The sequence below is a fragment of the Streptomyces sp. 351MFTsu5.1 genome, assembly GCF_000383655.1.
Taxonomy (GTDB): domain Bacteria; phylum Actinomycetota; class Actinomycetes; order Streptomycetales; family Streptomycetaceae; genus Streptomyces; species Streptomyces griseorubiginosus.
In genome coordinates, this window is record NZ_KB911796.1 from 1 (window position 1) to 18579 (window position 18579).

Consider the following 18579-nt stretch of genomic DNA (forward strand, 5'->3'; position numbering starts at 1 on the left):
CTCTAGCGCGGACAGCCCGGCCGGCCCGGCTACTTCACCGGCCGGCCCGGCTACTTCAGCAGCGACAGCACCCGGATGTCGTGCTCCTCCCACAGCCGCCGCGACACCTCCTCCGGGTACGGCCGCACCTCCGGCTCCACGTCCAGGACCTGCGTCAGCCGGCCGCTCGCCGGCTCGTACGCCGGCCAGCCCGGGTCACCGGTCCGCGCGAACGCCGTCCACGCCGACTGGAAGCGGGCGGTCAGTGCCTTCGCCTCGGACGGCACCCCGGCCCCCATGAAGAGGAGAGCGCCGAGGTCGGCCTCGTACGTGCCGAACAGCAGCGGGATGTCCAGCCCGTGGCACGCGCCCAGCGCGCCGCCGAACACCGGTGCGGGCCAGGTCAGTTCGTAGAGGTGGGCCCGGCCGCCACCCGCCACCTGCGCCTCCGCAAGCCGCTGGGACGGCACGCTGAACAGCCAGTCCGTCTGGACGCGTTCGTGGAGTCCGGCCGGTGTCGCGTCCGGGAAGGCCGCGCGGTAGGAGCGCTCCCCGTCCGGACCCGGCGCGAACGTCCGCAGCGCCGCGGCCGCCTGCTCCTCGGTGGCCTTGCCCAGCCGGTCGGCCAGGGCCAGGAAGAGCCGGTACTCGTCCCGGTTGTGCCCGACGAGCAGCTCCACCTCCCGGCCCGCGCCCGCCGCCAGCGCCTCCCAGGGCGTGCACGGCAGCACCTCGCCGTCGACGACGGGAGAGAAGGGAGTGGCGGTGTGCGCGACCCGTCCCCACCGGTCGTCGTACTCACTCATCCGCAGGCTCAACCGCTCGCCCACCGACGGGAGTTCACGCGGGTCCACGGCGGCCAGCGCGTCGGCCGTGGCAGCGAGACCCGCCTCCTTGCCGAACTCCACCGCGATGTCCCGGGCCAGTTCGGCGGAGAAGTACGTCACGGGCACGCTCTGCGCGACCGCCCGCCGGAACAGCCCCCGCGCGCTCGGCATCGCCAGCAGGGACGCCACCGACCCCGCGCCCGCCGACTCCCCGAACACCGTGACCTGCTCCGGGTCCCCGCCGAACGCCGTGATGTTGTCCCGCACCCACTCCAGCGCCGCGACCTGGTCCAGCAGCCCCCGGTTCGCGGGAGCGCCCTCCAGCAGGGCGAACCCCTCGATGCCGACGCGGTAGTTGAGGGTCACGACGACCACGTCACCGGCGCGCGCGAGATGCTGGGCGTCGTAGCCGGGGCTGCCGGCGTGACCCAGCTTGTAGGCGCCGCCGTAGATCCACACCATGACGGGACGGCGGGCGGACGGGTCGGGGGCCGGGGTCCAGACGTTGACCGTCAGCCAGTCGTCGCCCGTCGGCTGGTCCCCCGTGGCCGCCCGGCCCTGGAAGGCGGACTCCTGCGGGGGCGGCGGCCCGAACGCGTACGCCTCCCGGACCCCCTCCCAGCTCCGCACGGGCCGCGGCGCCTGGAACCGGGCCTCGCCCACCGGCGGTTCGGCGAAAGGGATGCCCCGGAAGACGCCGAGGCCCCCCTCCTCCCGTCCGCGCACCGCACCGGCGGCGGTGCGCACGTCGAGATCCGCGGCTGACGTCATCGTCGAACTCCTAAGCTGGGGGGGCTGGTCCTCCCACTCCAGCCGACGGCCCTTGCCCGAGTCAACCAAGTCGGTCAGGGTCCGTGCTCCGCCACCACCGCCCGGGTGCGCTCCTCGTCCAGCTGGTACACCGTCTCGTGCGCCCGCGGGTCCCGCGCGTGGAAGGTGTGGAACATCGGGCTCGCCGGCCCGCCCAGCTCCACCAGCGAGGCCGAGGCGCCCCGTACCGCGCGCTCGGTGCCGTACGGCGTCGTGAGGTCGGTCCGGTTGACCACCCCCGGCGTCACCCACACGGGGACGGACTCCAGCATCCCGAAGAGCTGGAGGTGGTAGTGCCCGGTGAGGACCACCCGTACGTCACTGCCCCGGATCGCCGCCGCCAGCTGCCCGGGGTCGAGCAGCCCGAAGACCTGCTGGGTGACGGACAGGCCGAGGCTGATGGGCGGGTGGTGGAACGCGAGGACCGTGCCGTGCTCGGCCGGGGTGCTCAACACCTCCCGGAGCCAGTCCAGTTGAGCGGGGCTGATACGGCCGTACACCTTTCCCGGCACCAGCGAGTCGAGGGTGACGAACCGGTGACCGCCGACCGTGCTCACCGCGGCCCGTTCCGCCGCGTCGGTCTCCAGCACGCACTCGGGCTCGGCATGACCGCTGCCCAGCACCTTGCCGAAGGCCTCGCGCTCGTCGTGGTTGCCGGTGGTGTAGAAGACGGGGGCCTTCCGGGGCCGGGCGAACTCCCCGACCAGCTCCCGCACCGCCCTGTAGGCCTCCACGTCCCCCTGGTCGGCGATGTCCCCGGTGACGACGACCGCGTCGACGTCCCGCAGGTGCCGCAGCTCGGCGAGCATCAGCCGCAGCGATTCGGTGGCGTTGACGCCGTTACTGTTCGGAGCGTCGGTGCGCTCCACATGGGTGTCCGAGAGCTGAAGGATCCGCATGTCCCTTGACGCTAGCGGGAGTTGCCGTCCGCGTCAGCGCGCCGGCCGGCCCCGCGAGGTTGGCGGGGTCGGTCGACTCCAGGTAGGCGGGGCGCCGAGTTCGTCGACACGGCGGAGACCCTCGGCGAGCAGTCCCATGCCGAGGCCCTTGCCGCGATGGTCGGCGTGGGTGCCGAGAATGGTGAGACAGAAGAACGGCTCGGCCGGATGGACCGCCTCGAACCGCTCCCCCACCTCCATGATCGCCCGGGCGGTCCCGGGGTCAGTGGCCGCCGCCGGCTTCCCCTCCAGCCCGGCCGCTTCCGCCGCCGTGAGCTCGGTCCTTTGTCGGCCACGTCACTTTCAGCCCGTCCGGCGTTTGAGGACGAGGCCCTTCGGGCCGATGGGGGTCTGGGGGCACAGCCCCCGGGAACAGCAACCCCCACCGACCCGCAGCGCCCGACCGAACCGTCAGCTCAACGACTTGAGCGCCGCCGCGTCATACGGCTGAAGCTCGTCGAACCGACCCGCCAGCACCTTCGCCGCCCACTCCGGGTCCTGAAGCAGCGCACGCCCCACGGCAACCATGTCGTACTCCTCGCGCTCCAGCGCGTCGAGCAGGTCGTCGATCCCCTTGACCGGCGAGCCCTCGCCCATGAACCCGCGGATGAAGTCGCCGTCGAGCCCGACCGACCCGACCGTGATCGTCGTCTTGCCGGTCAGCTTCTTCGTCCAGCCGGCCAGGTTGAGGTCGGATCCGTCGAACTCGGGCAGCCAGTAGCGGCGGGTGGAGGCGTGGAAGGCGTCCACGCCCGCGGAGGCCAGCGGCGTGAGGATCGCCTCCAGCTCCTCCGGCGTCTGGGCGAGCCGCGCCTTGTACGCCTCCTGCTTCCACTGCGAGTACCGGAAGATGATCGGGAACTCCGGCGACACCGTCTCCCGTACGGCCGCCACGATCTCCGCCGCGAACTTCGTACGGGCGACCGGGTCACCGCCGTAGGAGTCGCCGCGCCGGTTGGTGCCCGCCCACAGGAACTGGTCGAGGAGGTAGCCGTGGGCGCCGTGCAGCTCGACGCCGTCGAAGCCGATGCGCTCGGCGGCGGCCGCGGCCTGGGCGAACGCGCCGATCACGTCGTCCAGGTCGAGCTGGGTCATCGCCTTGCCGGTGGGCTCGTCGGCGCCGATGCGCAGACCGGAGGGACCGACGGCGGGGGCGTCGGCGTAGGGCGCCTGGCCCTGCTCACGCACCATGCCGATGTGCCACAGCTGCGGGACGATGGTGCCGCCCGCCGCGTGCACCCGCTCGGCGACCTTCGCCCAGCCGGCCAGCTGCTCCTCGCCGTGGAACCGCGGGACGCGGTCGCTGTTCCCGGCCGACTCGTGGCCGACGTAGGTGCCCTCGGTGACGACGAGACCGACTCCGGCGGCCGCGCGGCGGGAGTAGTACGACGCCACGTCCTCGCCGGGGATGCCGCCCGGGGAGAACATGCGGGTCATGGGCGCCATGGCGATGCGGTTCGGGACGGTCAGACCGTTGATGTGGACCGGGCGGGCGAGGATCTCGGCGGCACGGGAGGTGGAGGGGGCGGGGGAGGCGGTCACGAGGCGATACTCCTTGGTATGTGCATGTACATATACGCTACCAAGGTGCCCTGCACGACAGAAGCCCGCCCCACGACGTGGGACGGGCTTCACATGGAGCGCCGGGCAGGCCTTGCACCTGCATTTCCCCGCAGGAAGCGGGGCGTCTTTCCTTGGACCACCAACGCGTAGTCGACCGACGGGAGTTCACGTCGGGCGGCTCGTGATCAACTATAGCGCAAGAAAAGACCGGGGGCGGCCACCCCCTGTTCCCAGGAAGTGCCGCCCCCGGCAAGACCGTTGATCAACCGTCAGGCCTCGCGGCCCGGGGATGATCAGAAGTCCATGTCACCGCCCGGCATGCCGCCACCGGCGGGCGCGGCGGCCTTCTCCGGCTTGTCGGCGATGACGGCCTCGGTGGTGAGGAACAGCGCGGCGATGGAGGCGGCGTTCTGCAGGGCAGAGCGCGTCACCTTCGCCGGGTCGATGATGCCCTCGGCGATCATGTCGACGTACTCACCGGTCGCGGCGTTCAGGCCGTGGCCGACGGTGAGGTTGCGGACCTTCTCGACGACGACGCCACCCTCGAGACCACCGTTCACGGCGATCTGCTTGAGCGGGGCCTCCAGGGCGAGCTTCACGGCGTTGGCGCCGGTCGCCTCGTCACCCTCGAGCTCCAGCTTCTCGAACACCTGGGAGGCCTGGAGCAGGGCCACGCCACCACCGGCGACGATGCCCTCCTCGACGGCCGCCTTCGCGTTGCGAACGGCGTCCTCGATGCGGTGCTTGCGCTCCTTGAGCTCGACCTCGGTCGCGGCACCGGCCTTGATGACGGCGACGCCACCGGCGAGCTTGGCCAGGCGCTCCTGGAGCTTCTCGCGGTCGTAGTCCGAGTCGCTGTTCTCGATCTCGGCACGGATCTGGTTCACGCGGCCGTTGACCTGGTCCGAGGAACCGGCACCGTCGACGATGGTGGTCTCGTCCTTGGTGATGACGACCTTGCGGGCGCGGCCCAGGAGGTCCAGGGTCGCGTTCTCCAGCTTGAGGCCGACCTCCTCGGAGATGACCTCGCCGCCCGTGAGGATGGCGATGTCGCCGAGCATGGCCTTGCGGCGGTCACCGAAGCCCGGGGCCTTGACGGCGACGGACTTGAAGGTACCGCGGATCTTGTTGACGACCAGGGTCGACAGGGCCTCGCCCTCGACGTCCTCGGCGATGATCAGCAGCGGCTTGCCCGACTGCATGACCTTCTCCAGGAGCGGGAGCAGGTCCTTGACGGAGCCGATCTTGGAGTTGGCGATGAGGATGTAGGGGTCGTCGAGCGACGCCTCCATGCGCTCCATGTCGGTGGCGAAGTACGCCGAGATGTAGCCCTTGTCGAAGCGCATACCCTCGGTGAGCTCCAGCTCCAGACCGAAGGTCTGGGACTCCTCGACGGTGATGACGCCTTCCTTGCCGACCTTGTCCATGGCCTCGGCGATGAGCTCGCCGATCTGGGTGTCGGCGGCGGAGATGGAGGCCGTGGAAGCGATCTGCTCCTTGGTCTCGACATCCTTGGCCTGCTCGAGCAGGGCGGCGGAGACGGCCTCGACGGCCTTCTCGATACCGCGCTTGAGGGCCATCGGGTTGGCGCCGGCGGCTACGTTGCGCAGGCCTTCCTTGACCAGGGCCTGGGCGAGCACGGTCGCGGTGGTCGTACCGTCACCGGCGACGTCGTCCGTCTTCTTGGCGACTTCCTTGACCAGCTCGGCGCCGATCTTCTCGTACGGGTCCTCGAGCTCGATCTCCTTGGCGATGGAGACACCATCGTTGGTGATCGTGGGGGCGCCCCACTTCTTCTCGAGGACGACGTTGCGGCCCTTGGGGCCGAGCGTCACCTTGACGGCGTCCGCGAGCTGGTTCATGCCGCGCTCGAGGCCGCGCCGCGCCTCCTCGTCGAACGCGATGATCTTGGCCATGTGAAGTGGTCCCTCCAGGACTGGGGGTGATTCCTTCGGACCGCGCCCGCGCCCGCGACGGACGGCTCGCACACCTCGTGGGTTCCTTCCCCACCCGGCCTGCGGGCCTCACCGACCCGGTCCTTCGTTGTCACTCTCACCTTCAGAGTGCTAACGCCAATGATTAGCACTCGGCATGGTCGAGTGCAAGCGCCTCTCGTGGATCGACCCCGCCCACAACCCCACCGACCACGCGCGTCCGCCCCCACCGGACAGTTCGCCGCGTACGACATGAAGGGGACGGGGTGGGGGGATGTCCGCCCGCAGCGGCCGGCGTCCGGAACCGAGAACTGACCAAGAGACCGAGCCGCCGGACCGAGGACGGACACCCCCCACCCCGGCACCGACCCACCCACCACACAGAACGCGCTACACAAGCCCCCACCGAGGCCGGGCGGGCCGCCGCAGGCACCCAGGGGCGCGGGGCTGTATCGAGATGCGGCTCCGCCGCGTGGGCGCAAAACGCCAGCCCCCACCCACCCGCAGACAACAACCCGCGCATGACGAAGGGCCCGTACCCATGACTCCCCATGGGGTACGAGCCCTTCGTTGGAAAAGAAGAACGACGCTGTTGTTACCCGGCGCGTGCTTCAGCCAGTCGCGAGACGGACCATGTCCGCCTGCGGCCCCTTCTGACCCTGCGAGATCTCGAACTCGACCCGCTGGCCCTCTTCAAGGGTGCGGTAACCGTCCATCTGGATCGCGCTGTAGTGGACGAATACATCCGCACCACCGTCGACCGCGATGAAGCCGTACCCCTTCTCCGCGTTGAACCACTTGACGGTGCCCTGAGCCATGCCTAACTCCCCTATTACTGGCCCTTGCACGGATCCGCACTTCGCGGATCCGGGTCAGACCTCACCCCCCACATGGTTGGGGGCGTGCGCCGGAACGCGTCGACCGCGGCTGAATGTATCTGTCCAACTGCCGTCTGCAACAGGTCAATCGGACGAGAATTCTGGACGGAAGGGGTCCGGAATGTAGTGAGAATTCGTCCGAATTCGGGGCAAGTCGGGCCCCATAAAGGACGCATAAGGCACATAAGGTGCACACACTTTGGCTACTTCTCATCGCATCCGGAGCAGGAACTCATATGCGTGCGGCAAGGAGAAAGACCCTGGTTCCCCAACTGTACCGCGCTCAACCATAGAGAATTGCCCCCTCCGCTTCTCTCGCGGAGGGGGCAATCAGTTGAACACTCGGTAATTACCATTACCGATGGTAATGACCAGTCATACGGTCACGGTCGCGCTCACCCGCCGGCGACCGCCGGGATGATCGAGACACCCGCCCCGTCGGGCGTCGCCGTCTCCAGCCCCTGCTCGAACCGCACGTCGTCGTCATTCACGTACACATTGACGAACCGGCGCAGCTTGCCCTGGTCGTCGAGAACACGTGCGGCGATACCGGCGTGGTTCTTCTCCAGATCCGCGATGACCTCGGCGAGGGTCCCGCCCTCGGCCTGCACCTCGGCCTGGCCGCCGGTGTAGGTGCGCAGGATGGTGGGGATGCGGACGTTGACGCTCATGCGAGGCCAGCCTCTCGGAAAGAGTCGAGGTTCGGACGAATCGTGGCGGTGAGCCCCGTACCGGCCACCGCGTCCAGGGTCTTGAGACCGTCGCCGGTATTCAGTACCACCGTGGTCTTCGTCGGGTCGAGGACACCGTTCTCGATCAGCTTGCGGGCCACACCCACGGTCACGCCGCCCGCGGTCTCCGCGAAGATGCCCTCGGTCCGCGCCAGCAGCTTGATCGCGTCCACGACCTGGTCGTCGTTCACGTCCTCCACGGCACCCCCCGTACGACGGGCGATGTCCAGCACGTACGGCCCGTCCGCCGGGTTGCCGATGGCGAGGGACTTGGCGATGGTGTTCGGCTTCTGCGGCCGTACGACGTCGTGCCCCGCCTTGTACGCGACGGAGACCGGGCTGCACCCCTCCGCCTGCGCACCGAAGATCTTGTACGGCCTGTCCTCGACGAGCCCGAGCTTGATCAGCTCCTGGAGCCCCTTGTCGATCTTCGTGAGCTGGGAGCCGGACGCGATCGGCACGACCAGCTGGTCGGGAAGCTTCCAGCCGAGCTGCTCGCAGATCTCGTACGCCAGCGTCTTGGAGCCCTCGGCGTAGTACGGCCGCAGGTTGACGTTGACGAAGCCCCAGCCCTCGCCGGCCGGGTCGCCGATCAGCTCGGAGCAGAAGCGGTTCACGTCGTCGTAGTTGCCCTCGATGCCGACGAGCTCGCCGCCGTAGATCGCGGCCATGACGACCTTGCCCTGCTCCAGGTCGTGCGGGATGAACACGCACGAGCGGAAGCCCGCCCGGGCGGCGGCGGCACCGACCGCACCGGCGAGATTGCCGGTCGAGGAGCAGGACAGGGTGGTGAAGCCGAACGCGCGCGCCGCCTCCAGGGCCTGCGCGACGACACGGTCCTTGAAGGAGTGCGTCGGGTTGCCGGAGTCGTCCTTGATGTACAGGCCGCCGGTGACACCGAGCTCCCGGGCGAGGTTGTCCGCCTTGACGAGCGGGGTCCAGCCGGGGTTGATGTTGGGCTTGTCCGCCACGTCCGCGGGGACGGGCAGCAGCGGGGCGTAACGCCAGATGTTCGCGGGTCCCGCCTCGATCTGCTTACGGAGTTCCTCGGTTTCGTAGGCCGAGTAGTCGTACGCGATCTCGAGCGGGCCGAAACACTCCTCGCAGGCGAAGACCGGGCCGAGCGGCACGCGGTGACCGCACTCGCGGCAGCTCAGTGCCGCGGCGGGACCCAGGTCGACGGAGTTCGTGGTGCTTGCAACAGTCTGCGCAGCCATGGAGGCGAGGCCCTTTCTCCTCATCTTCCTCACGACGCGTTTCGCCGTGAGACGGATTTGGCACCTTCCCTAGCCGGGAGCCTCGCGAAATGATCAACAGTGATCTACGAGAACCGACTGGAGGGTTGCCGGGGCTTCATCGGGCCGTATCCCTCTGCCCCTCTGGATGAGCGGTATGAAGTTGTGGTCGGCGGGCGGTCCAGGACATGCGATGGTCACCCGCGTTGTTCAAGACTGTAACCGACAACCAGGACAGTTGAGATAGTCCGTCCGAACCGCGAGACGGATCACCCGGACCACACACGAAGGAGCCGCCTACGTGCTGGAAGAAGTCGAGCGCTGGCTGAGCACCCGCTCCTGGTCGGTGACCGATCGCCCGCTCCACCAGATCATGGCCGCCAAGCAGCGCACCGGGCAGACGGTCAGTGTCGTGCTGCCCGCGCTCAACGAGGAGGAGACGGTCGGTGACATCGTCTCCGTGATACGTCACGACCTGGTGCGGCAGGTTCCGCTCGTCGACGAGATCGTCGTCGTCGACTCGGGATCGACCGACCGCACCTCCGAGGTCGCCGCCGCGGCCGGCGCCACCGTGGTGCACCGCGACGAGATCCTGCCCAGGCTGCCCGCCCTCCCGGGCAAGGGCGAGGTGCTGTGGCGCTCCCTGCTGGTCACCCGCGGGGACATCGTCTGCTTCATCGACGCCGACCTGAAGGAGTTCTCCTCGGACTTCGTCCTGGGCATCGTCGGCCCGCTGCTCACCGACCCCGGGGTCGACCTGGTCAAGGGCATGTACGACCGCCCCCTGGGCGGCGCGGCGGGTCAGGGCGGCCGGGTCACCGAGCTCATGGCGCGCCCGCTGCTGAACATGCACTGGCCGCAGCTGGCCGGCTTCGTGCAGCCGCTGGGCGGCGAGTACGCGGCCCGCCGCAGCCTCCTGGAGCAGCTGCCGTTCCCCGTCGGCTACGGCGTCGAGCTGGGCATGCTGGTCGACGCGCTGCACCTGGTGGGCCTGGACGCCCTCGCCCAGGTCGACGTCGGCGTCCGCAAGCACCGCCACCAGGACGGCCAGGCCCTGGGCCGCATGTCGGCGGCGATCTACCGCACGGCCCAGCTCCGCCTGGCCCGCGGCCACCTGATCCGCCCGTCCCTGACCCAGTTCGAACGGGGGGAGGAGGGCTTCGAGCCCCGCACCTACTCGGTCGACACGGAGGAACGTCCACCGATGACGGAAATCCCGGAGTACATGAAGAAAAAGGCTGCGTAAGAGCGCCCCGTCAGGGGCGCGGGGAACGGCGCGACCAGCCCCCACCGGCCGGTAGCCGACCACGCGCCCCACGGGAACGTTTGAGCGGTTGCACCCCGGGCTAGATGTCGAGGCATGGCTCCCTCGCACAACGCCCACGTACTGGTCGCATCCAACAGAGGCCCCGTCTCGTACGAGGTCCAGGAGGACGGCGAGCTCACAGCGAAGCGCGGCGGCGGCGGCCTGGTCTCCGGCCTCTCGGCGATCGGGCCGGAGGCCGACGCCCTGTGGGTGTGCTCGGCCCTCTCCGACGGCGACCGGGAAGCCGTCCGGCAGGGCGTCGGCGAGGACGGCGTGCGGATGCTCGCGATCCCGGCCGACGTGCACGCGGACGCGTACAACGGCGTCGCCAACTCGGTGCTCTGGTTCGTCCACCACATGCTCTACCAGACCCCGCTGGAGCCGGTCTTCGACGCGGAGTTCCGGCGCCAGTGGGCGTCGTACGAGACGTACAACCGCGCCTTCGCCGAGGCGCTGGCGGAGGAGGCGGCCGAGGGGGCGGCGGTCCTGGTGCAGGACTACCACCTGTGCCTGGTCCCGGGGATGCTCCGCGAGCTCCGCCCCGACCTGCGGATCAGCCATTTCTCGCACACGCCGTGGGCGCCGGTGGACTACTTCCGGATGCTGCCGGACGACATCGCGGCGCAGCTGCTGCGCGGCATGCTCGGCGCCGACCGGCTCGGGTTCCTGACCCGGCGGTGGGCGGACGCCTTCACGGCCTGCGCCACGGAGTGCGCGGGCGGGCTCGGGGACACACAGGTCGGCGTGCACGGGCTGGGCGCGGACGCGGACTTCCTGCGCGAGCGGTCGCACGCGGCCGATGTCGAGGAGCGCATCGTCGGTCTGCGCGAGGAGATCGGCGCGGGCCGGAAGACGATCGTGCGGGTGGACCGGACCGAGCTGTCCAAGAACATCGTGCGCGGGCTGCTGGCCTACCGGCGGCTGCTGGAGTCGCGGCCCGAGTGGCGGGAGCGGGTCGTGCACGTGGCGTTCGCCTACCCGTCCCGGCAGGACCTCGCGGTGTACCGGGACTACACGGCCGAGGTGCAGCGGGTCGCGGACGAGGTCAACGACGCGTTCGGCACGCCGGGCTGGACGCCGGTCGTGCTGCACGTCAAGGACGACTTCGCGCGCTCGCTCGCCGCGTACCGGCTGGCCGACGTGGCGCTGGTCAACCCGATCCGGGACGGTATGAACCTGGTCGCGAAGGAGGTGCCGGTGGTCTCCGACGAGGGGTGCGCGCTGGTGCTGTCGCGGGAGGCCGGGGCGTACGAGGAGCTGGGCGAGGACGCGATCACGGTCAACCCGTACGACATCGAGCAGACGGCGGCGGCCCTGCACGAGGCGTTGACGTTGCCGCCCCACGACCGCGCCGAACGCGCGAAGCGGCTGGCCGCGGCGGCCACGGCCCTGCCACCGGCCCAGTGGTTCCTGGACCAGCTGAACGCACTGAAGGCACTGGACGCATGAGTCTTCCCACGCCCGGCACCCCGGCCGGCCAGGACGGTCTCGCAGCGTTTCTGTCGCACCCGCGCGGAGCGGTGATCGGGCTGGACTTCGACGGGACGCTCGCGCCGATCGTGGCGGACCCGGAGCAGGCGCGGGCGCACCCCGAGGCGGTGTCGGTGCTCGCCGCGCTGGCCCCGAAGGTGGCCTCGGTGGCGGTGATCACCGGCCGCCCGGCCGAGGTCGCGGTCCGCTACGGCGGCTTCGCGGGCGTCGCCGGTCTGGAGCACCTGACCGTGCTCGGCCACTACGGCGCGGAGCGCTGGGACGCGGCGACGGGCGAGGTGACGGCGCCGGAACCGCACCCGGGTGTGGCGGCGGTCCGCGCGGAGCTGCCCGCCCTCCTCGACGGCACCGGCGCCTGGGTCGAGGAGAAGGGCGGCCGTGCCGTGGCCGTCCACACCCGCCGGGCCCCGGATCCGCAGGCCGTCTTCGACGCCCTCCGCACCCCCCTCACCGACCTGGCGGTCCGGCACGGCCTGATCGTCGAACCGGGTCGACTGGTCCTGGAACTGCGGCCGCCGGGCATGGACAAGGGCGTGGCCCTGCTGACCCACGTCCGCGAGCTGTCCGCCACCTCGGTCCTCTACGCCGGCGACGACCTCGGCGACCTCCCGGCCTTCTCCACGGTCGAGAACCTCCGCACCACCGGCACCCCCGGCCTCCTGGTGTGCAGCGGCAGCGACGAGGTCACGGAACTACGCAAACGCGCCGACCTGGTGGTGGACGGCCCGGACGGCGTGGTGACCCTGCTGCGCACCTTGGCGGACCACCTCACCTGACCCGGCGGGCGAACCATCCGCTCGACCAGCGTGCGCCCCCGGCACACGGTTCCCACGGCCGGAAGCCGCCGAGCGCCCTGCTCACCTGCCGAGACGGCCCGCTGGACCGGCCCCGCCGCTCGCCCCTCCAGGCCGACGGCCTCGACGGTCGGCACCACCGGACCGGCCCGCACGACGGAAGACCGCGGGCCACCGGGGCCGGCCGACGGGAGCGCCTGCTCGGGCCGTCGACCCGGCACACCCACACGCGGCCCACCGACCCCCCGCCCCGCCCCGCCGGCGGCTACCGCTCGGAGCGCCGCGCCTCCCGTACCCGGCGCAGTCTGTTCACCGTCACCGGGTCGTGGGCCAGGGCGCGTTCGTCGTCCAGCAGGGCGTTGAGGAGCTGGTAGTAGCGGACCGGCGCCAGGCCCAGCTCCTCGCGTATCGCGCGCTCCTTCGCGCCGGGGCCGGAAAAGCCGCGGCGCTCCAGGGCGAGGACGTCCCGCTCCCTGCGGTCCAGCTCCGGATGCTCCATGCCCAGAACCGTAGCCCCCGCCACTGACAACGCGACCTCCTCCACCGGAGAAGCGACTAGTCGGCGTTCTGCGCGGTCAGCTGAAGCTCCCGCAGCACCTCCTCGGGGCTCCCGCCGGGACTCACCGCCGACCCGATCCGCTTCTTCACCGCCGCGCTCACCGACGCCCAGGACGTCTTGCCCACCGGCGGCAGCTCGGCGGTGGGCAGCGCGTCGAGGAAGGGCTTGAGATCGGCGTCCCGGGAGGCCCGGCTCATCGTCGTGGACGCGGAGTTGGTCACCGGCAGCAGGTCGTACTCCCGCGAGAACGCGAGCACGTTCTTCTCGCTGTACACGAAGTCGAGGAAGTCCCCCACCTGCTCGGCGTGGCCGTTCTGCTTGAAGGCGGTCATCCAGTCGGCGACGCCCATGGAGTTCTTGGTCGGGCCGGCCACCCCCGGCATGGGCACCATCCCGAACTTCACCCCCTTCGCGGCGGCGATCTTCATCAGCGAGGGATGCCCGTTGAGCATGCCGACGTCCCCCGCGGCGAACGCCGAGAACGCGGCGGCCCGGTTGAGTTCCGCCGGTGCGACGGGCCCGGTCAGCCCCTTGCCGACGAGGTCGTCCTTGAGCCAGTTCATCGTCGTGACGTTCTCGTCGGAGTCGATGCCGTACGTCCCGACGGAGTCGATGTACCCGCCGCCCCCGCTGAGCAGCCACTGCATGGTCTCGGCCTGTGCCTCCTCCGGGCCGAGCGGCAGCGCGTACGGGTACTTCACCCCGTCCGCCCTGAGCGCCTCGGCGTCGGCGGCCAGCTGCTTCCACGTCTTCGGCGGGGTGAGCCCGGCGTCGGCGAAGAGCGTCTTGTTGTAGAAGAGGAGCCGCGTGGACGCGGCGAACGGCATCCCGTACTGCATCCCGTTGATCCGCCCCGCGGCACCGAGCTGCGCGACGAAGTCGGCCTGTTCGCGGATCCCGATCAGGTCGTCGGCCTTGTAGAGCAGCCCCTTGTCCGCGTAGTCGGCGTACGAGCCGATCTGCGCCATGTCGGGCGCCTCCCCGGCGGCGACGAGCTCCTTGACCTTGCGGTCGACGTCGGTCCACGAGTACACGCTGACGTCGATCTGCACGCCGGAGTGCTTCGCCTCGTACTCCTTGACGAGCTTGTCCCAGTACTTCCGGGAGCTGTTGGCGGAGCTGTCGCCGTAGTCGGCGGCGACCAGTCTCAGTGTCACCTCGTCCGGTCCGCCGCCCAGGCCACAGCCGCCCAGGGCCGCCGTCATGCCCAGTGCGGACACCGCCGCGATCGTTCCCGTCCTACGCCGCCGCACCGACAACCGCCCCACACTCACGTTCGAAACTTTCGAAAAGTCATACATATCTCGGCCTTAAGGTCTACACCACGTGAGTGGACTAGACCTCTTGCGGGTCGAAGGGCCACACTGTCCCCCGTGAGACATGTCATCGCCCTCGACGTGGGCGGCACCGGGATGAAGGCGGCCTTGGTCGGCGCGGGCGGCGAACTCCTGCACCGGGCCCGCCGCGCGACCGGCCGCGACCGCGGACCGGACGCGGTCGTCGAAGGCATCCTCGACTTCGCCGCCGAACTGCGCGCGTACGGCACCGAACAGCTCGGCGCCCCCGCGCTCGCGGCCGGCGTCGCCGTCCCGGGCATCGTCGACGAGGAGCACGGCGTCGCCGCCTACGCAGCCAACCTGGGCTGGCGGGACGTGCCCCTGCGGGCGCTGCTCACCGACCGCCTCGGCGGCGCCCCGGTCGCCCTCGGCCACGACGTCCGCACCGGCGGTCTCGCGGAGGGCCGCATCGGAGCGGGCCGGGGAACCGACCGCTACCTGTTCGTCGCCCTGGGCACCGGCATCGCGGGCGCGATCGGCATCGCCGGCCGGGTGGAGGCGGGCGCGCACGGCTTCGCGGGCGAGATCGGCCACATCGTCGTACGGCCCGGGGGCACCCCCTGCCCCTGCGGCCAGCGGGGCTGCCTGGAGCGGTACGCCTCCGCGGCGGCGGTCAGCGAGGCCTGGGCGGCCGTCACCGGGAACCCGGAGGCGGACGCGGCGGACTGCGCGAGGGCCGTGGACGCCGACGACCCGAAGGCCCGGGAGGTCTGGCAGCACGCCGTGACCACCCTGGCCGACGGCCTGACCACCGCCCTCACCCTCCTGGACCCCCGCACCCTGATCATCGGTGGCGGCCTGGCGGAGGCGGGGGAAACGTTGTTCACACCGCTGAGGGAGGCGGTGCGGCAGCGGATCACCTTCCAGAAGCCACCGACGATCGTCCCTGCGGCCCTCGGGGACACGGCGGGCTGCTTGGGCGCGGGCCTGCTGGCCTGGGATCTCCTAGACAAGACAAACAGTTCGGAGGCAACGGCGTGACGGCCAACCCCCCAGGGGCGCGGGGAACTGCGCGACCAGCCACAACGGCGCCGCACCCCGCAACCGGCAAGGCACCCCTCGTCCTCTCCGGCGCCACGGTCGTCCTCCCCACAGGACCGGTGAAGAACGGCCAAGTAGCGATCGAGGGCACCCGCATCACCGCCACCACCCCCGAAAACGCCCAGGTCATCGACGCAACCGGCCATTACCTGGTCCCGGGATTCGTCGACCTCCACAACCACGGCGGCGGCGGAGCCTCCTTCACCTCGGGCACCCCCGAGGAGATCCTCAAGGGCATCCACACCCACCGGATCCACGGCACCACCACCCTCGTCGCCTCCACCGTCACCGGCGACATGGACTTCCTCGCCCAGCGGGCCGGTCTCCTCTCCGAACTCGCCGAGCAGGGCGACATCGCCGGCATCCACTTCGAGGGCCCGTTCATCTCCCCCTGCCGCAAGGGCGCGCACTCCGAGGCTCTGCTGCGCCACCCCGACCCCGCCGAGGTCCGCAAGCTGATCGACGCGGGGCGCGGACACGCGAGGATGCTCACCCTCGCCACCGAACTCCCCGGCGGCCTCGACTCCGTACGCCTGCTCGCCGAGCACGGCGTCATCGCGGCGATCGGCCACACGGACGCGACCTACGAGCAGACGGTCGAGGCGATCGACGCGGGCGCGACCGTGGCGACGCACCTCTTCAACGCGATGCCGCCCCTGGGCCACCGCGAGCCGGGCCCGATCGCCGCCCTGCTGGAGGACGAGCGGATCACGGTCGAGCTGATCAACGACGGCACGCATCTGCACCCGGCCGCGCTGCAACTGGCGTTCCGTCACGCGCGTTCGGCACGGGTGGCGTTCATCACGGACGCCATGGACGCGGCCGGGTTCGGCGACGGCCGTTACATGCTCGGCCCCCTGGAGGTCGAGGTCAGCGAAGGCGTCGCCCGCCTGGTGGAGGGCGGTTCGATCGCCGGCTCGACCCTCACCCTGGACCGCGCGTTCAAGCGGGCGGTGACGGTCGACGGGCTGCCCGTCGAGGACGTGGTCGCGGCGATCTCCGCCAACCCGGCCCGGCTGCTGGGGATGTCCGACCGCATCGGCTCCCTGGAGCCCGGCAAGGACGCCGACCTGGTCCTTCTCGACCACCGGTTCGACCTCAAGGGAGTCATGCGCCGCGGGCAATGGGTGGTCGATCCCCAACTGGGGTGATGTGTCCCGCTGTTGGGGCCGGGTAAGCCCTGGGAGACTGGACGGGCACAGGGCACATCATTCCGTCGTCGGGGGAGGCCGGTCCGGTGATCCTCACGGTCACGCTGAACACCGCGCTCGACATCACCTATCGCGTACCGTCGTTGCGGCCGCACACCAGTCACCGGGTCTCGGAGGTCGTCGAACGCCCGGGCGGCAAGGGGCTGAACGTGGCCCGGGTGCTGGCCGCGCTCGGCCACGAGGTGACGGTGACGGGTTTCACGGGCGGCGCCACAGGCCGTACCGTCCAGGACGCGCTCACGGCCGTGCGGGGGCTGGTGGACGCGCTGGTCCCGGTCACCGGCGCGACCCGTCGCACCATCGCGGTCGTGGACGAGCGGTCCGGCGACACCACGCAGCTCAACGAACCGGGTCCCACGGTGACCGCGGCGGAGTGGGCCGCCTTCCAGGAGGCGTACGAGGATCTGGTGCCGTCCGTCTCGGCGGTGGCCCTGTGCGGGAGTCTGCCGCCGGGGGTGCCGGTGGGGGCGTACGCGGCCCTGATCCGCACGGCGAAGGCGGCCGGGGTGCCGGTCCTGCTGGACACCAGCGGTGAGGCCCTCCGGCGGGGCGTCGCCGCCCGCCCCGACATCGTCAAGCCGAACGCCGACGAACTGGCCGAACTGACCGGCTCCCACGACCCGCTCCGCGCGACCCAGGACACCCGCCGCCGGGGCGCCCGGACGGTGGTCGCGTCCCTGGGCAGGACGGGCCTCCTCGCAGCCACCCCGGAGGGCCGCTGGCGAGCCACCCCACCGGCCCCCGTCCACGGCAACCCGACAGGCGCGGGCGACGCGGTGGTGGCGGGCCTGCTGTCCGCCCTGGTGGAGAACCTCCCCTGGCCGGCCCGCCTGACCCGGGCGACAGCCCTGGCCGCGGCGACGGTGATGACCGGCACAGCGGGCGACTTCGACCAGGCCGCCTACGAGGGCCTGCTGGAGCGGGTGACGGTGACGGGGGAGGTCAGTGCGGCGTAGCTCCTACGAGTTACGAGTCGACGTTCTCCGTCACCCTGAACTGGTCGAGCAGGGCGTTGCACTGGTTGCCCTGCTGGCAGGAGAGCTGGATGGTGTTGGTGCCCTTGGTCAGGGAGACCTGGGCCCAGGTCTCCTGCCAACCGTTGGCGGGGAGCTTGCCGAAGTTCTTCATGTTCAGGGGCCGGGGGGACGACTTCCCGTTGACCGTCACCGTGGCGTTGGCGTCCGCGTCCGGGAGGCCGTAGCGGACGTAGACCCGGTAGACGCCGGCCTTCTTGATGCCGTTAACCGTCCACGTGACGGAGGCGCCCACCTGGTTGAAGCCCTGGACGTACACGCCGCCGTCGGACTTGGCGCCCTCGACGTCGGACGCGGTGGTGGGGCCGCCCTCCAGGCGCATCGTCTTCACGTCGGCCTGCGGAAGGTCGGCCTCCTGCTCCGCCGACGACGCGGACGCGCTCGGCTCCGAGCTCTGCGACACACTCGGCGTGGTCCCCGCCTGGTTGCCCGTGTCCTTCTTGTCGTCGTCGCCGCCCAGCATGGCCACGCTGATGCCGATGACGACCGCGGCGACCACCGCGATCGCGCCGATGAGCAGACCCTTGGTGTTGGGGCCGCCGCTGCGACCGCCGCCGCCGCTGTAGCCCGGCATGGGCTGCTGGCTGGTGGGGGCCGAGCCCGGGAAGGTCTCGGGGGCCGCGTAGTGCGCGCTCGGCTGGCCGTAGGCGCCCTGCGGCTGCTGCGGGACCTGGCCGTACGCGGCGGTCGGCGCGGTGGGTGCCTGCTGCTGGCCGTACTGCCGCTGGCCGACCGAACGCACTCTGTTGACGGAGTTCGGGTAGCCGTAACCACCGGAGGGCGGTTGGGCCCCATTGGCCTGGCCGTCGGCGTAGAGGTAGCCGAACGGGTCGTCGTCCTCTGGCGTGCTCGCGCCGTTGTTGCCGGACGTCATCCCTTGGTACTCCTCAAGCAGGTGCGATCGGATGCGA

17 protein-coding genes and 1 riboswitch are annotated in these 18579 nt (G+C 70.8%); of the genes, 6 read left to right on the forward strand and 11 right to left on the reverse strand.

The window, feature by feature from the left end:
- Positions 1 to 50: 50 nt before the first annotated feature.
- The 8 genes from H295_RS0135320 to thrC all read right to left on the reverse strand — a co-directional run bounded on the left by H295_RS0135320 (position 51) and on the right by thrC (position 8877).
- A complete protein-coding gene (locus H295_RS0135320) occupies positions 51 to 1577 on the reverse strand; it encodes a carboxylesterase/lipase family protein (RefSeq protein WP_020140081.1) in 1527 nt (508 codons plus the stop codon).
- A gap of 74 nt (positions 1578 to 1651) precedes the next feature.
- Complete coding sequence (locus tag H295_RS0135325; RefSeq protein ID WP_020140082.1) at positions 1652 to 2515, reverse strand: metallophosphoesterase family protein; 864 nt, start codon at positions 2513 to 2515, stop codon at positions 1652 to 1654.
- Positions 2516 to 2548: 33 nt separating this feature from the next.
- Complete coding sequence (locus H295_RS44120; protein ID WP_028810036.1) at positions 2549 to 2755, reverse strand: GNAT family N-acetyltransferase; 207 nt, start codon at positions 2753 to 2755, stop codon at positions 2549 to 2551.
- Between the two features lie 210 nt (positions 2756 to 2965).
- A complete protein-coding gene (locus tag H295_RS0135335; RefSeq protein WP_020140083.1) occupies positions 2966 to 4096 on the reverse strand; it encodes an NADH:flavin oxidoreductase in 1131 nt (376 codons plus the stop codon).
- Between the two features lie 314 nt (positions 4097 to 4410).
- The gene (gene groL, locus H295_RS0135340) at positions 4411 to 6033 is read right to left on the reverse strand and encodes a chaperonin GroEL (RefSeq protein ID WP_020140084.1); all 1623 of its coding nucleotides are present in this window, start codon (positions 6031 to 6033) and stop codon (positions 4411 to 4413) included.
- Between the two features lie 629 nt (positions 6034 to 6662).
- Complete coding sequence (locus tag H295_RS0135345) at positions 6663 to 6869, reverse strand: cold-shock protein (RefSeq protein WP_007382895.1); 207 nt, start codon at positions 6867 to 6869, stop codon at positions 6663 to 6665.
- Positions 6870 to 7324: 455 nt separating this feature from the next.
- Positions 7325 to 7600, reverse strand: a complete 276-nt coding sequence (locus tag H295_RS0135350; protein ID WP_020140085.1) for a MoaD/ThiS family protein — start codon at positions 7598 to 7600, stop codon at positions 7325 to 7327.
- Positions 7597 to 8877 (reverse strand): threonine synthase, encoded by a 1281-nt coding sequence (gene thrC / locus H295_RS0135355; protein WP_028810037.1) that lies wholly within the window; start codon positions 8875 to 8877, stop codon positions 7597 to 7599. The genes H295_RS0135350 and thrC overlap by 4 nt, the downstream gene beginning before the upstream one ends.
- A gap of 17 nt (positions 8878 to 8894) precedes the next feature.
- A riboswitch (SAM riboswitch) is annotated at positions 8895 to 9050 on the reverse strand.
- 146 nt (positions 9051 to 9196) lie between these two features.
- On the opposite strand from thrC, the gene H295_RS0135360 reads away from it, so the two are divergent.
- The 3 genes from H295_RS0135360 to otsB all read left to right on the forward strand — a co-directional run bounded on the left by H295_RS0135360 (position 9197) and on the right by otsB (position 12468).
- Positions 9197 to 10141, forward strand: coding sequence for a glucosyl-3-phosphoglycerate synthase (locus H295_RS0135360; protein WP_020140087.1), 945 nt, complete (start codon positions 9197 to 9199; stop codon positions 10139 to 10141).
- A gap of 114 nt (positions 10142 to 10255) precedes the next feature.
- Positions 10256 to 11650: an alpha,alpha-trehalose-phosphate synthase (UDP-forming) gene (locus tag H295_RS0135365; protein ID WP_020140088.1), complete on the forward strand. Its 1395-nt coding sequence runs from the start codon at positions 10256 to 10258 to the stop codon at positions 11648 to 11650.
- Positions 11647 to 12468 carry a trehalose-phosphatase gene (otsB, locus tag H295_RS0135370; RefSeq protein ID WP_020140089.1) on the forward strand — a complete coding sequence of 274 codons (822 nt, stop codon included), beginning with the start codon at positions 11647 to 11649 and terminating at the stop codon, positions 12466 to 12468. Before H295_RS0135365 ends, otsB begins: the two co-directional genes overlap by 4 nt.
- A 283-nt stretch (positions 12469 to 12751) precedes the next feature.
- On the opposite strand, the gene H295_RS0135375 is transcribed toward otsB, so the two are convergent.
- Positions 12752 to 12985 carry a DUF3263 domain-containing protein gene (locus H295_RS0135375; RefSeq protein ID WP_020140090.1) on the reverse strand — a complete coding sequence of 78 codons (234 nt, stop codon included), beginning with the start codon at positions 12983 to 12985 and terminating at the stop codon, positions 12752 to 12754.
- A gap of 56 nt (positions 12986 to 13041) precedes the next feature.
- Entirely contained in the window at positions 13042 to 14250 is a 1209-nt protein-coding gene (locus H295_RS0135380; protein ID WP_106961039.1) for an extracellular solute-binding protein, read from the reverse strand.
- 168 nt (positions 14251 to 14418) lie between these two features.
- Between H295_RS0135380 and H295_RS0135385 the strand changes: the two genes are divergently transcribed.
- The 3 genes from H295_RS0135385 to H295_RS0135395 all read left to right on the forward strand — a co-directional run bounded on the left by H295_RS0135385 (position 14419) and on the right by H295_RS0135395 (position 17590).
- Positions 14419 to 15363, forward strand: coding sequence for an ROK family protein (locus tag H295_RS0135385; protein WP_020140092.1), 945 nt, complete (start codon positions 14419 to 14421; stop codon positions 15361 to 15363).
- 119 nt (positions 15364 to 15482) lie between these two features.
- Complete coding sequence (gene nagA / locus H295_RS0135390; protein ID WP_020140093.1) at positions 15483 to 16574, forward strand: N-acetylglucosamine-6-phosphate deacetylase; 1092 nt, start codon at positions 15483 to 15485, stop codon at positions 16572 to 16574.
- A gap of 86 nt (positions 16575 to 16660) precedes the next feature.
- Positions 16661 to 17590, forward strand: coding sequence for a 1-phosphofructokinase family hexose kinase (locus H295_RS0135395; protein ID WP_020140094.1), 930 nt, complete (start codon positions 16661 to 16663; stop codon positions 17588 to 17590).
- 10 nt (positions 17591 to 17600) lie between these two features.
- Here H295_RS0135395 and H295_RS0135400 read toward each other — a convergent pair whose 3' ends face one another.
- Complete coding sequence (locus tag H295_RS0135400; RefSeq protein ID WP_020140095.1) at positions 17601 to 18542, reverse strand: hypothetical protein; 942 nt, start codon at positions 18540 to 18542, stop codon at positions 17601 to 17603.
- Positions 18543 to 18579 lie beyond the last annotated feature (37 nt).